Genomic DNA, 13,720 nt, shown 5'->3' on the forward strand with positions numbered 1-13,720 from the left:
CCGGCTCATGCACGCAACCGATTCCTCTGGAGAACCCGACATGTCCGATTCGAATCCGCTGCCGCTGCGCGTACTGTTCTGCTGCGGCGTGTCGCAAAACTTCTTCGACCTGCCGCGCGAAAAGATCGGCGAAGTGTGGCAGGCGTACGGCGCGATGCTCGCGGCCGTCGAAGCGATGCCCGGCGTGCACGTGCTCGGCGTGATGGACGACGACCGTCTCGTGGTCGGCCAGGCCGACGGCGCGCCGTGGACGTTCTACATCATGGCCGACGTCGCCGATTTCGACACGACGGTCGCCGTGTGCAACCTGTATCGCACGACGCCCGTCGGTGAATACAACCTGTGGCGCTACGGCAAGATCGAGGCGCGGGTCGGCCGCGCGCTGACCGTGCCGCCGGCCGCGCGGCCCGCGTCGTGAGGCAAGCGATGACCGACCTGTCACCCGGCCTGATCGAAACGCTCGCGCAGCGCGTGGCGGCGCTCGACGCCGAGCGCGCGGTGCGCGCGACGATCACGCGCTACATGGCGCTGTGCGACGTGCCCGAGGATGCCGGCGACGGCTCGCCGCTCGCCGACTTGTTCACGACCGACGCCGTGTGGGAAGGCATCGGCCCGCAGTACGCGCGCAAGTTCGGCCGCGTCGAAGGCACGGTCGAGATCGTTGCGATGCTGAACCGCTATCTGCCGCCCGATCCGCACTTCTCGGCGAACCTGCACTTCCTGACGTCGGAATCGATCGAGGTCGGCGCCGGCAACGCGACCGCGCGCGGCCGCTGGATCATGCTGCAGGCGTCGCGCTACGCAGACGGCACGGCCGAACTGATCGCCGCGCGACTGACCGTCGACTTCGCACCGGCCGCCGAAGGCTCGGCCTGGCTGATCCGCCATTTCCGCACCGAGCGCGTGCTCGACGGCCCGTGGCCGTTCGCCGCCGCGCCACGGTCCTGACGACCGCTTCTTCACGACACCGACCATGACAGGCTTCATCGACACCTTCACGCTCGGCGGCCCGGGCCCGACGATCGCGATCAAGGACACGATCGACATCGCCGGCCATCCGACCCGCGCGGCAAGCCGCGCGCTCGCCGATGCGCCGCCCGCAGCAGAACACGCGGACGTGGTCCGCCTGCTGCTCGACGCGGGCTGGCAGATCGCCGGCAAGGCGAACATGCACGAACTCGCGTTCGGCATGACCGGCATCAACGACTACACGGGCACGCCCGTCAATCCGCAGGACGCATCGCGCATTCCGGGCGGCTCGTCGAGCGGTTCCGCATCGCTCGTCGGGCTCGGCGCGGTCGATGCGGCGCTCGGCACCGACACGGGCGGCTCGATTCGCGGGCCGGCCGCGTGCTGCGGCGTGGTCGGGCTGAAGCCGACGTTCGGCCGCGTGTCGCGGCGCGGCGTGGCACCCGTCGACACCACGCTCGATTGCGTCGGGCCGTTCGCGCGCGACGTACGCACACTGGCCGCGGCGATGGCCGCAATCGCGCCGGGCTTCGATCGTGCGTGTGCAGCAGCATCGTCCGCAGACTGCACGGTTGCGCAAATCACCATCAATGCCGACCCGGCGATCAAAGCTGCGCTCGATGCGGCGGTACGCGCATCGGGCCTGCGCTCGCACGCGATCGTGCTCGACGGGATGCCGGCCGCGTTCGCCGCGGGGCTCGCGGTGATCAACGCGGAAACGTCGCGCGCGTTCGGCCATCTGGTCGCGACAGCCAAACTCGGCGCCGATCTCGATGCGCGGCTGCGCACGGCCGCGACGACGACGCCTGTGGCGCTCGCCGAAGCCGAAGCCGTCCGCGCGCGCTTCACCGCGCAGGTCGACGCCGCGCTCGAACACGCGGACGTGCTGGTCCTGCCGACGCTGCCCGCGCTGCCGATCACGCTGCAGCAAGCACGCGACGGCGTATCGGTCATTGCGATGTCGTCGCTGATCCGGCCGTTCAACCTGAGCGGCCATCCGGCGCTCAGCATGCCGCTGCCGCTGGCCGGTTCGCCGCTGAAGGCCGGCTTGCAGATCGTCGGACGCAAGGGCGCGGACGAACAGGTATGCGCGATCGCGGCACACTTCGAAGCGGCACTCGCCGCATGAACCACGATGCGGACGCAGCTATGACAAGCGCGCGCCCGCAAACCAGGGAATCACGCACCATGTCAGATCGAGTCGTCCTAGTCACCGGCGCCGCGCGCGGGCTCGGCGCCGTCATCGCCGAACGCTTTCATGCAGCCGGCTACCGCGTCGCACTGGCCGATATCGCCGCCGACGCGATTCATGCACACGCACGCGAACTCGACCCGAGCGGCGAACGCGCGATCGCATTGCCTCTCGATGTCACGTCGAAGCGCGATTTCGAAACCGCGCGCGATGCACTCGTCGCACGCTGGGGCGCGATCGACGTGCTCGTCAACAACGCGGGCGCATCGAAGGTCGTGCCGGCGATGGAGATCACGGCCGAGCAGTTCGACCAGGTGATCGACGTGAACCTGCGCAGCGTGCTGTTCGGCTGCCAGGTGTTCGGCCAGTACTTCGCGACGCGCGGCGCGGGCCGCATCGTCAACATCGCATCGCTCGCCGGGCAGAACGGCGGCTCGGCGACGGGCGCGCACTACGCGGCCGCGAAAGGCGGCACGCTGACGCTGACCAAGGTGTTCGCGCGCGATCTCGCAGCGCACGGCGTGACCGTCAACGCGATCTCGCCGGGCCCGCTCGATCTGCCGATCGTGCATGAAAGCGTCGCGCCGGAAAAACTGCGTCAGGTGCTCGCGAGCCTGCCGGGCGGCAAGCTCGGGTCGGCCGGCTTCGTTGCGGACGCAGCCGTGCTGCTCGCGTCGGGCGACGCGCATTTCGCGAACGGCGCGTGCTGGGATATCAACGGCGGGTTGTACATGCGCTGAGCGTCGGTACGCGCCGATTGTGCGGTGCCGGCCGGTGCCGCGCGCGGGCACGTTCGGATGCGGCTGCGTTCGTTTGCATACCGAACGTTGTCAGCGCGACGATTCCCCGTCGTCGCCCCACACGACCATCACGTCGCGCACGAGCGCGGCGATCGACGTCGCGCCGAGCTTCTCCTTGATACTCGCGCGATGCACGTCGACGGTCTTCACGCTGATCGACAGGTCCGACGCGATCTGCTTGCTGCCCTTGCCGTCGACCACGCCGCGCAGCACTTCCTTCTCGCGTGCGGTCAGCGCATCGAGCCGCTGGCGCAGCTCGCGATGGCGCTGGCCGACCGCATGCCGCTGCTGCGCGAGCCGCAGCGCGCGCTGCACGCGTTCGAGCATCTGCTGCGAGTTGTACGGCTTCTCGACGAAGTCGATCGCGCCGTTCTGCAACGCACGCACCGACATCGGAATGTCGCCGTGCCCGCTGACGAAGATCACCGGCAACGTCGCGCCGCGCTCATTCAGTTCCGCCTGCACGTCGAAGCCGCTTTTCTCCGGCATCCGCACGTCGAGCACCAGGCACGCGGGCAGGTTCACGTCGAAGCGCGCGAGAAAGTCGGCGGCGTTCGCGAACCCTTCGGACGCGATGCCGACCGATTCGAGCAACCACGCGAGCGACGTGCGCATGCCGCTGTCGTCGTCGACGATGTATACGATCGGTGCGGGTGACGTCATCGCGGGTGTCTCGCTCAATATCGGTATGGGTATCGCACGCGCCGCGCAGGGGGCCGGTTGCCGGCTCGTCGCGAGCGTCGTTCGCTGGGGGTGTGCGGCACATCATAACGAGCCGAAAACCCGCTGAACACCCTTTTACCTGCCCCGCGAACGCGCAATCGCGCTTTTTTTCGCGCAGCGCGCCGCGCATCTAGGTAGAACCTTTAGACGCGTTGGCGAGAACGCCATCTCCACCGTCAATCGTGCGAATGGTCGGCCGCATTTTCGCGACGTACGCTTGCGTCATCGTCGGCGATCGACCGCTGCACCGGCAGCGCGCACGATCGCCGCATTCGTCGACCCAGGAGCGTCCATGTCCGCCACATCCTCCACGATCTCCCCGCCCGCCAGCGCGCGGCCTGCACGCGTCGAACCGACCGACGCGCAGAAGGCGTTCCGGCAAGCGATGGCCCACCTCGGCGCGGCCGTCAACGTGATCACCACCGCCGGGCCGCACGGCCGCTGCGGGATCACCGCGAGCGCCGTGTGCTCCGTCACCGATGCGCCGCCGACGCTGCTCGTGTGCCTGAACCGGTCGAGCGCGATGCACGCGACCTTCGAGCGCAACCGCCATGTCTGCATCAACGTGCTGCCGGCCGAGCACGAACTGCTCGCGCGGCATTTCGCGGGGCTCACCGACCTGCCGATGGAGCGGCGCTTCGAGCTGCCCGTGTGGGATCGCGGCGAGCAGGACGTGCCCGTGCTGCGCGACGCGCTCGCGAGCCTGCAGGGCACGATCGCCGAAATGAAGGAAGTCGGCTCGCATTCGGTGATGTTCATCGAAGCGACGTCGATCCGCGTGCGCGACGACGGCGACAGCCTCATCTACTTCAGCCGCGCGTTCCATCGCGTGTCGCGCACGGCGTGCGTGCGGTGACCTTCGCTTGACTACGCAGCGGCCCGCAATGCACGCTGCCCGGCCGCGAGCGCGGCGCCCGCGAACAGCGTCAGCGCCGAATACACGAGCCCGCGCGCGAGCCCTGCGCTGTCCGACACCCAGCCGATCGCGACCGGCCCGGCAATCTGACCGAACGCGAAAACCGTCGTGAACGCGCTGATCCCTTTCGCCCAGCCGTCGGGCGGCAGGTTGTGCCGCACGAACGCGGTCGTCGATGCAACGGCCGACAGGAACGTCGCGCCGAACAGCACGCCCGATGCGAACGCGGCGGCCGGATGCACGAACATCGCGGGCATCAGCGTCGCGATGCCGAGCAGCGCGTTGAGCACGGCCAGCGCCTGGCCGCCGCGCATCCGGTCGAGCAACCGCGACCACAGCCGCGCCGACACGACGGTCGCGACGCCGAGCATCACGTAGAACGCTGCTACCACCGTGCCGCTCATCCCCGCGCCGCGCAGCAGCGCGACGATGAACGTCATGTAGCCGATATAACCGACGCCGAACAGGCCGTAGCCGGCCAGCGCGAGCGCGAAGCGAGCGGGGCTCGCGGTGACGGCCTCCACCGCGCCGTCGCGCGGCGCGGCCTGTCCCGCATGCTCGCGCTCGATACGACGCGCGGCCGACACGGCCACCGCCGAGAACAGCACGCACGCGAACGCGAGCGCAAACCATGCGGGCTGCCAGCCGTGCACGCCATGCGTAAGCGTGGCCGGTACGAGCAGCGACGACGCGACGATGCCCCACCCCGTACCGCCGTAATAGAGACCGAGCAGCAGCCCCGCATCGCGCGGCGACGCCGACGCGAGCCGCGCGGCCAGCACTCCGCCGCTGATGAAGATCAACGCGCTGCCGACGCCGGTCGCGAGCCGCTGCACGAGCAGCGCGTGCATGGCCGACGTGAACCCGCATGCGGCCATCAGCAACGCGGTCAATGCGCAGCCGGCCGCGAGCAGCGTGCCCGCGCGCCAGCGCCGCGACAGCAACGGAAACGCGAGCGCGCCGATCAGGTAGCCCGCGGCGTTTGCCGTGTTCAGCGCGCCGGCCTGCGCGAACGTCCAGCCGAGATCGGCCTTCATCGGCGGCAACAACAGCGCATACGAAAAACGCGCGAGGCCGAGCGCGATCGCGCTGCCGAGCGACAGGCAGATCGCGAGCCGCCACGCGGCCATGCGGTCGGGTTCGGTTGCGCCGGCGTCCGGCCGCGACGGGCCGGCACGCTCCGGTTGCAGCGCTGTGGGCATCAGGTCGTCTCCATCGTTGTTCGGGTCGTGCCGCCGGGACGGCGGCGCGCGCGGCCGCGGCCGTCGCGCAAGATCGTCCGATGGTGCCAGAAATCCGGGGGCGCCGCCGCGCGCGGCCAGGCGCGCGGTTGCCATGCGCAATCGTCTTTCATGAATGACGCGATTCGAAATGATCGACGCCATTGCATTTCCGATTTAAAAAAATCGCCGGAATCAATCAACCGACCACGATCCCGATAATTGGAAAATCAGGTCGGTCCCGTTATTCGATTTATCTGCCTTTTTCCCGCATCGTCTGCCGAAATTCTCCGTGTTTAGCAGGCTTCGGCTAAAAATCTCGCAACGCATTGCATTCGTAAATTCGTCAGACTATTATCGACGCCACTCGTCCGGAATTCACAAAATTCCGGATGAGGAGCGGCATTCTTTTAGCCGTACTTTCATGTTGAATCACTCATGTTCACCACAGGAGAATTAACATGCAGGACACCCAGCAGATCGAATTGCTTGACTGGATGCAGGAAGACACGCACCCCGAGGCCGTCGACATGATGGTCGAGGACGCCGTGGTGCCGTTCGGCACCGCGCTCTGGCCGGTCTGAGCGGGCCACCCGTTCTCGCGGAAGGGCCGCGGCCCTTCCGCCGCTTCCGGAGACACGCATGCTGAACCTGCACCGCGCACTCGGCTTTCATCCCGCGCTGCGCGACAAGCTTGCGCGCGGCGAGTCGGGAAAACTGCTGGTCGGCCATGACACCCGCAACCGCGACATCGCGTTGCGCGCGTTTGCCGCCCTGCCCGATTCGCTCGACGCGACTACCCTCTGTCTCGAAACCACCCCGCCCGCCGACATCGCCGCCGCGCTCGATCGCGCCGACCTGTTCGTGCTGCTGTACGACTCGTCGTGCCTGCCGACGCCGTCGCCGAGCGGGCCGCCGTTCCTCGCCGCGATCCGCCCCGCGATCGTCGAGCACTGGAGCAAGTCGGTTTTATTCAAGGATTACGGCCCGCATCTCGACGAGGCATTCGCCGAATCGCTCGACGACATCGCCGCACGCAACGGCCGGCTGATCGACGCGGCCGCGCGCGCATCGCAGATCCGCTTCATCGACGAAGCCGGCAACACGCTGACGGGCTCGCTCGCGCCGGACCAGAAATGGACGAGCGTGGATGGCATGGGCAATCTCGACGTCGTGCCCGGCGAGATCGCGACGCACGTCACCGACCTGAACGGCTCGGTCGTGTTCAGCGGCACGTTTCTCGGCACCGTGCCGTTCGCGATCAAGTACAAGGTGGTCGAGCGGCTCGCGACGCTGCGGGTCGAGAACAGCACGATCGTCGATTTCGACAGCGACGACGCGGGCTTCCGGCGCGACTTCTCGACCTATCTCGACCGGCACGCGAATCACCGGCGGATCGAGGAATTCGGCATCGGCACGAACCTCGGGATCCGCGGGCTGTACGGCCGCAATGCAGGTTTCGAGGAGCGCCATCCGGGCCTGCATCTCGGGCTCGGCGGCGGCGAGAACGGCAGCCATCATCTCGACCTGATCTTCGCGCGCGGCACGCTCGCGCTCGACGAACGGATCGTGTTCGACGGCGCGTTCGCCGTCTGACGACGCGGCGACGTGCTCAGGCTTCGGCGGCCGCCGCGTCGCCGAGCCACTTGAACATCACGAAGCAATCGACGAACCCGAGCCGCGCGTGGCGGTACGCGCGCGGCAGGCGACCGACGATTTCAAATCCCAGCTTCTGCCATAGCGCGACCGCGACCTCGTTCGTCGCGACCACCGAGTTGAACTGCATCGCGAGGAAACCTCGCTCGCGCGCGACCTGCTGCGAGTGCTCGCACATCAGGCGCGCGACGCCGCGGCCGCGCGCGGCGTCGCTCACCATGTAGCCGCAGTTGCACACGTGATTGCCGGGCCCGGCCGCGTTCGCCTTCAGGTAGTACGAGCCGAGCACCACGCCGTCCTCTTCGGCGATCCACGTGCAGAGCGGCGCGTCGAGCCACAGTGCGCGCGCCGCTTCGGGCGTCGGCGCGGGATCGAATGCATAGGTTTCCTGAGCGGCGACGATGGCGCGGTAGGTCGGCCAGAAGCGCGGAAAATCGTCCTCGGTCATCGGGCGAAGCGTGATCATGCGGGTTCTCTCGTGAAGGGGATGTCGGCGGGAATGCACACGCGAATACAAACGATATCGCAACGACGCAAGCAACGCCGCGTATCGCCCGTTTCCGTGGAAAAGCAACAGGCCGTGCGGAGACTCATGGACACTCCGCGTCGCGCAGCGCCGCACTTCGATACGCGCCCGGCGGCACGCCGTACCAACGCTTGAACGCCTGCGAGAAACTCGACAGGTCGCTGAAACCGAGCTGCTCGGCCACTTCCGCGAGCGACAGGCGCGCATCGCCGAGCAGCGTCTCGGCCATCGCGCCGCGCGCCTGCGCGAGCAGCACGCGAAACGTCGTACCTTCTTCCTGCAGCCGGCGCTTGAGCGTGCGCGGGCTCGTGTTCATCAGCCGCGCCATGTCCTCGAGCGAAAACGGTGCGGTGCCGGGCGTCGCGCTCAGGTACTGACGCACCATCTCCGACGTGCCCACGCGTGCGCGCCGCGCTTCGACCAGTTGGCCGCACATCTGCTCGCACATCGACACCGTCAGCGGATTCGCGTGCGGCAGGGGCCGGTCGAGAAACGCGCGCTCGAACGCGAGGCTGTTCGAGCGCGCCGAGAAAACCGGCTCGATGCCGGCGATGTGCGGCACAGCGAGCGACGGTGTACGCGCGGCCTGCAGCGTGAAGCGCGACAACGCGAAATCGCCGCTGGCGATTTCCTGCAGCAGCACGGCCGCGGCCATCATGTCGCGTTCGACGAGGAACCGGCTCAGGCCGCCGTCGAGTTCCGGCGCGCCGAAATTGAGCACACCCGTCTCCGGCTCCTCGCGGTACGTGATGACGGTGAACGCGTACGTGAGCGGCAGGAAGCGCATCGCCAGCGCGAGCGCGTCGCGCGCGGTCGCGCTCGCGATCAGCCCGTAGCCCCACACGCCGTACGCGGAGAAGTGGTAACGCCGGCCGACCTCGAACCCGAGGCCCTGCGCACGCCCGAGCGCGCGCAGCAGGTTGCCGGTCAGCCGCAGTTCCTGCGCGGCCGTCACCTCGACTTTAGGATCGTCGAGCTGCGCATTCCCGAGGCCCGTGCCGGCCAGCAGTTTCGCGTGCGGCACGCCGCGTTCGTCGCCGAAATCGACCAGCAGCCGGGCGCTGGCCGGACTCCGGGTGAAGTCCCAGAAGCTCATGCGGAGAAACCCTCGAAGCGCCGATTTGGCCCAAATACTAAAACAATTGTCCCGAAGCAGCATTGGTGTTTTCCCATGCGGCCAGCACCATCGGCGTCATCCAGTCGTCGTCCGAGCGACGCCAACGCCCCCGGAGGAGACACCATGCGACCGATTCGCCCGACCGATCCCGCAGCCCGTTTCGAACGCCGACGCGAAGCGTTCACCCGCGACCGCACCCTGCCGCTCGCGATCCGCGTGTCGCCTCCCGATTGCCGGTGCGCGCGGTTCGATGCGCGCGGCACCGCCATCGTGCTGCGCGAGCGCGTGCCGACTCGCATCGCTTGATCCATCGACCATCAGGAGACGATTCAATGAGCAAGACTTTCGACTACATCGTCGTCGGCGGCGGTTCGGGCGGCTGCGTCGTTGCGGGGCGACTGACCGAGGACCCGGCCGTGACCGTCTGCGTGCTCGAGGCCGGCGGCCGCGGCGACGGCGCGATCGTCAACGTACCGACCGGCGCAGTCGCGATGATGCCGACCCGCTTGAACAACTGGGCCTTCGACACGGTGCCGCAGCCGGGGCTCGGCGGGCGCATCGGCTACCAGCCGCGCGGCAAGGCGCTGGGCGGTTCGTCCGCGATCAACGCGATGGTCTACATCCGCGGCCATCGGGTCGACTACGACGGCTGGGCCGCGCTCGGCAACGAGGGTTGGGCGTACGACGACGTGCTGCCGTACTTCCGGTTGAGCGAGCACAACGAACGCTTCGACGATGCATGGCACGGCCGCGACGGCCCGCTGTGGGTCAGCGACCTGCGCACCGGCAACCCGTTCCATGCGCGCTACCTGGAAGCCGCGCAACAGGCCGGCCTGCCGCTCACCGACGATTTCAACGGCGCGCAGCAGGAAGGCATCGGCATCTACCAGGTCACGCAGAAGCACGGCGAACGGTGGAGCGCGGCGCGCGCGTACCTGCTGCCGCACGTCGGCCGCCGCGACAACCTGACGGTCGAGACGCACGCGCAGGTGCTGCGCATCCTGTTCGACGGGACACGTGCGATCGGCGTCGAAGTGCGGCAGCACGGCGAAGTCCGCACATTGCGCGCGCGGCGCGAAGTCGTGCTCGCGGCCGGCGCGCTGCAGACACCGCAATTGCTGATGCTGTCGGGTGTCGGCCCGGGCCGCGAACTTCAAGGGCTCGGCATTCCGGTACACGCCGACCTGCCCGGCGTCGGCCGCAACCTGCAGGATCATCCGGATTTCATCTTCGGCTACCGCACGCGCAGTGTCGACACGATGGGTGTATCGGCACGCGGCGGCCTGCGCATGCTGCGCGAGCTCGCGCGCTTTCGCCGCGAACGGCGCGGGATGCTGACGTCGAATTTCGCAGAAGGCGGCGGCTTCCTGAAGACCCGCGCCGGCCTCGACGCGCCGGACATCCAGCTGCACTTCGTCGTCGCGCTCGTCGACGATCATGCGCACAAGCTGCATGCCGGCCACGGGCTGTCGTGCCACGTGTGCCTGCTGCGGCCGCGCAGCCGCGGCTCGGTCACGCTCGATAGCGCCGATCCGCTCGCGGCACCGCGCATCGACCCCGCGTTCTTCGACGATCCGCGCGACCTCGACGACATGGTCGCGGGCTTCCGGCTCACGCGCCGGCTGATGGAAGCGCCGGCGCTCGCCAGTTGGATCACGCGCGACCTGTTCACCGCGAACGTCGCGACCGACGACGAAATCCGCGACGTGCTGCGGCGGCGCACCGACACCGTGTATCACCCGGTCGGCACGTGCCGGATGGGCCACGACGAGTTCGCCGTCGTCGATCCGCAACTGCGCGTGCGTGGCCTGCAGGGGCTGCGCATCGTCGATGCGTCGGTGATGCCGACGCTCATCGGCGGCAACACCAACGCGCCGACGATCATGATCGCCGAGAAGGCCGTCGACCTGATTCGCGGCGTGCGCCGCACGCCGGCGCGGCCGCATGCCGAAGCCGCCGTCGCAGCGACGGATCGCGACACCGCTCTTGCGTCGTGCGCCGCGCACGATGCCATCCCGTTGGAGGAGACCCGCCATGTTGTCGCCTGATGCTTCCCGCCCGACCGAATCCGCCGCGCCGCTTGCGGCGATCATCATCGGCGCCGGCTTCGCCGGCATCGGCATGGCAATCGCGCTGCAACGCGCCGGCATTCACGATTTCGTGATCGTCGAACGCTCGCACGACGTCGGCGGCGTGTGGCGCGACAACCGCTATCCGGGCGCCGCGTGCGACGTGCCCTCGCACCTGTACTCGTTCTCGTTCGAGCCCAATCCGGCGTGGTCACGCGTCTTCGCGCCGCAGCCTGAAATCCATGCGTACCTGCAGCATTGCGCGCGCAAGTACGGCCTCGCGCGCCATCTGCGCTTCGGCGCCGAAGTCGAGCGCGCGCAGTACGACGCAGCCCGTGCGCTGTGGCACGTCACGCTGGCCGACGGCACGACGCTGAGCGCCGCCGTGCTCGTCAGCGGCACCGGCCAGTTGAGCCGCCCCGCGATGCCCGACCTGCCCGGCATCGACTCATTCCGCGGCCGCGCCTTCCACTCCGCGCATTGGGATCACGACTTTCCGCTCGCCGGCAAGCGCGTGGCGGTGGTCGGCACCGGCGCGTCGGCGATCCAGTTCGTCCCGGCAATCGCCGGCGACGTGCAGCGTCTCGTCGTGTTCCAGCGTTCGCCGGCCTACGTGATGCCGCGCCCCGACCGCGCGTATCGCCCGTGGGAGAAGGCGCTGTTCCGCCGGCTGCCGTGGGCGATGAAGCTGTATCGCGCGTCGATCTACCTGCGCTACGAATCGCGCGCGGTCGCGTTCACGCGACTGCACGGGCTGATGGATGTCGCGGTCGGCCGGCCGTTCCGCAAGCTGCTCGCGCGCGACGTGCCGGACGCCGCGCTGCGCGAACGGCTCACGCCCGACTACCCGATCGGCTGCAAACGCATCCTGCTGTCGAGCGACTACCTTGCCGCGATGAGCCGCGACTACGTCGAGCTCGTCACGCAGCGGATCCGGCGCGTAACCGAGGACGGGATCGAGACCGTCGACGGCGTGCACCATCCGGTCGACGCGATCGTCTACGGCACGGGGTTCGCGGCGACCGAGTTCCTGTCGCCGATGCGCATCACGGGCCGCGACGGGCTCGACCTGAACGACGCGTGGCGACGCGGCGCGCAAGCGTATCTCGGCCTCACCGTGCCCGGCTTTCCGAACTTCTTCATGCTGTACGGCCCGAATACCAACCTCGGCCACAACTCGATCGTCTACATGCTCGAAAGCCAGATCGCACACGTGATGCGCTGCGTGCGCGCGATGCGGCGCGACGGCGCGAACGCAATCGACGTCGACGCACGCCGCTACCGGCGCTACAACGTGCATGTGCAGCAGCGGCTCGAAGGGTCGGTGTGGAGCAGTTGCAAGAGCTGGTACGTCGATGCTTCGGGGCACAACAGCACGAACTGGCCGGGCTTCACGCTGACCTACCGGTGGATCACGCGCTTCACCGGGCTGTCCGCGTACCGCTTCACGCATCCGCTGCCCGATGCCGTTTCGCCGGCGCACGGCGTCGTGGTCGCTCCGCCCGCCGGCAGACTGGAGGCGCTGTCCGCCGCTTCGCTGCGCGGCTTCCTGCGCGTCGCGTTCCGGCCGCTGATCGGGCCGCCGTTCGGTGCGCGCATGCAGCGCCGCGTCGTCGCGTTGCTGTCGCCGCTGATGCCCGGCACGGGCGGCACGCTGCGCTACCGCATGTCGGCCAACGGCGTGCCGGTCGAAGTGGTTGCGCCGAAACGCGGCGATACGGGCGGCGCGATCCTCTATCTGCACGGCGGCGCGTTCTGCCTCGGCGGGCCGCATACGCATCGCGGCGTGACGACGCGGCTCGCGAACGAGGCCGGGCTGCCGGTGTGGGTGCCCGATTACCGGCTCGCGCCCGAGCATCCGAGCCCTGCGGCGCTCGACGATGCGCTGGCCGCGTACGACGCGATGCGCACGCAGGGTCATGCGCCGCACCGGATCGTGATCGCCGGCGATTCGGCCGGCGGCGCGCTGGCGCTGGCGCTCGCCATCGCGTTGCGCGAGCGCGGCGAGCCGGCCGCGGCCGCGCTGCTGTTGATCTCGCCCGTGACCGACCCTGCGCTTGGCGGCGCGACACTCGCTTCGCGCCGTCTCGACGATCCGATGATCAGGCGCGGCTGGCTCGAACAGGGCTTGCGCTGGTATCACGGCGCCGGCTCGACCGCCGCGCGCGGCCCGCTCGACACCGACCTGCGCGGCCTGCCGACGATGCTGGTCCAGGCCGGCGATCAGGAGGTGCTGCTGTCCGACGCGCAGCGGCTCGCCAGTCATGCTCAGGCTTGCGGCGTGCCGTGCCGGCTGGAGATTCATGCGGCGCGCTGGCACGTGTTTCATCTGCAGGCGTTTTACCTGCGGTCGGCGCGCGATGCGTTGCGGACGCTGGCGGGTTTTGCATCGGAACGGGTGGCGGCAATGGGGTAAGCGGGAGGCAGAGGCGGCGAACTGTCGGGAGATCGACCCGTGCGCCGCCACGCTCCATCGGCGACTCCTGTTTCGTCCCAGTATGCGCCGCACGACTCTACGCCAGGTTCATGCTA

At 68.8% G+C, this 13,720-nt stretch carries 14 protein-coding genes; 10 read left to right on the forward strand and 4 right to left on the reverse strand.

The annotated features are described in order from the left end of the window. Nucleotides 1-40 precede the first annotated feature (40 nt). The 4 genes from ABD05_RS18655 to ABD05_RS18670 are packed head-to-tail and all read left to right on the forward strand — an operon-like array spanning nucleotide 41 to nucleotide 2,901. Nucleotides 41-418 (forward strand): hypothetical protein, encoded by a 378-nt coding sequence (locus ABD05_RS18655; protein WP_047901637.1) that lies wholly within the window; start codon nucleotides 41-43, stop codon nucleotides 416-418. 8 nt (nucleotides 419-426) lie between these two features. Next, the gene (locus ABD05_RS18660; RefSeq protein WP_047901638.1) at nucleotides 427-948 is read left to right on the forward strand and encodes a nuclear transport factor 2 family protein; all 522 of its coding nucleotides are present in this window, start codon (nucleotides 427-429) and stop codon (nucleotides 946-948) included. A gap of 25 nt (nucleotides 949-973) precedes the next feature. Then, nucleotides 974-2,098 (forward strand): amidase, encoded by a 1,125-nt coding sequence (locus ABD05_RS18665; protein WP_047901639.1) that lies wholly within the window; start codon nucleotides 974-976, stop codon nucleotides 2,096-2,098. Between the two features lie 59 nt (nucleotides 2,099-2,157). Beyond that, entirely contained in the window at nucleotides 2,158-2,901 is a 744-nt protein-coding gene (locus ABD05_RS18670) for an SDR family NAD(P)-dependent oxidoreductase (RefSeq protein WP_047901640.1), read from the forward strand. Nucleotides 2,902-2,991: 90 nt separating this feature from the next. Here ABD05_RS18670 and ABD05_RS18675 read toward each other — a convergent pair whose 3' ends face one another. After that, nucleotides 2,992-3,624 (reverse strand): response regulator transcription factor, encoded by a 633-nt coding sequence (locus tag ABD05_RS18675; RefSeq protein WP_047901641.1) that lies wholly within the window; start codon nucleotides 3,622-3,624, stop codon nucleotides 2,992-2,994. 352 nt (nucleotides 3,625-3,976) lie between these two features. On the opposite strand from ABD05_RS18675, the gene hpaC reads away from it, so the two are divergent. After that, nucleotides 3,977-4,540, forward strand: a complete 564-nt coding sequence (gene hpaC / locus ABD05_RS18680; RefSeq protein ID WP_047901642.1) for a 4-hydroxyphenylacetate 3-monooxygenase, reductase component — start codon at nucleotides 3,977-3,979, stop codon at nucleotides 4,538-4,540. An 11-nt stretch (nucleotides 4,541-4,551) separates the two neighbouring features. Here hpaC and ABD05_RS18685 read toward each other — a convergent pair whose 3' ends face one another. Continuing rightward, nucleotides 4,552-5,802: a YbfB/YjiJ family MFS transporter gene (locus tag ABD05_RS18685; protein WP_047903642.1), complete on the reverse strand. Its 1,251-nt coding sequence runs from the start codon at nucleotides 5,800-5,802 to the stop codon at nucleotides 4,552-4,554. 479 nt (nucleotides 5,803-6,281) lie between these two features. Here ABD05_RS18685 and ABD05_RS39305 point away from each other — a divergent pair, with 479 nt between their 5' ends. Both ABD05_RS39305 and ABD05_RS18695 read left to right on the forward strand, forming a co-directional pair. Continuing rightward, nucleotides 6,282-6,404, forward strand: a complete 123-nt coding sequence (locus ABD05_RS39305) for a hypothetical protein (protein WP_006766865.1) — start codon at nucleotides 6,282-6,284, stop codon at nucleotides 6,402-6,404. A gap of 58 nt (nucleotides 6,405-6,462) precedes the next feature. Then, nucleotides 6,463-7,416 carry a M29 family metallopeptidase gene (locus tag ABD05_RS18695; protein WP_047901643.1) on the forward strand — a complete coding sequence of 318 codons (954 nt, stop codon included), beginning with the start codon at nucleotides 6,463-6,465 and terminating at the stop codon, nucleotides 7,414-7,416. A gap of 16 nt (nucleotides 7,417-7,432) precedes the next feature. Here ABD05_RS18695 and ABD05_RS18700 read toward each other — a convergent pair whose 3' ends face one another. Together ABD05_RS18700 and ABD05_RS18705 are read right to left on the reverse strand one after the other, a co-directional pair. Then, complete coding sequence (locus ABD05_RS18700; RefSeq protein WP_047901644.1) at nucleotides 7,433-7,942, reverse strand: GNAT family N-acetyltransferase; 510 nt, start codon at nucleotides 7,940-7,942, stop codon at nucleotides 7,433-7,435. A gap of 124 nt (nucleotides 7,943-8,066) precedes the next feature. Beyond that, nucleotides 8,067-9,098, reverse strand: a complete 1,032-nt coding sequence (locus ABD05_RS18705; RefSeq protein ID WP_047901645.1) for an AraC family transcriptional regulator — start codon at nucleotides 9,096-9,098, stop codon at nucleotides 8,067-8,069. 144 nt (nucleotides 9,099-9,242) lie between these two features. Here ABD05_RS18705 and ABD05_RS18710 point away from each other — a divergent pair, with 144 nt between their 5' ends. Genes ABD05_RS18710 through ABD05_RS18720 form a run of 3 tightly spaced genes read left to right on the forward strand, consistent with a single transcriptional unit; the run spans nucleotide 9,243 to nucleotide 13,604 of the window. Next, a complete protein-coding gene (locus ABD05_RS18710; RefSeq protein WP_047901646.1) occupies nucleotides 9,243-9,425 on the forward strand; it encodes a hypothetical protein in 183 nt (60 codons plus the stop codon). 26 nt (nucleotides 9,426-9,451) lie between these two features. Next, nucleotides 9,452-11,167 carry a GMC family oxidoreductase gene (locus ABD05_RS18715; RefSeq protein ID WP_047901647.1) on the forward strand — a complete coding sequence of 572 codons (1,716 nt, stop codon included), beginning with the start codon at nucleotides 9,452-9,454 and terminating at the stop codon, nucleotides 11,165-11,167. Beyond that, the gene (locus tag ABD05_RS18720) at nucleotides 11,154-13,604 is read left to right on the forward strand and encodes an alpha/beta hydrolase fold domain-containing protein (protein ID WP_047901648.1); all 2,451 of its coding nucleotides are present in this window, start codon (nucleotides 11,154-11,156) and stop codon (nucleotides 13,602-13,604) included. Before ABD05_RS18715 ends, ABD05_RS18720 begins: the two co-directional genes overlap by 14 nt. Nucleotides 13,605-13,720 lie beyond the last annotated feature (116 nt).

This window comes from Burkholderia pyrrocinia, assembly GCF_001028665.1.
Lineage (GTDB): Bacteria > Pseudomonadota > Gammaproteobacteria > Burkholderiales > Burkholderiaceae > Burkholderia > Burkholderia pyrrocinia.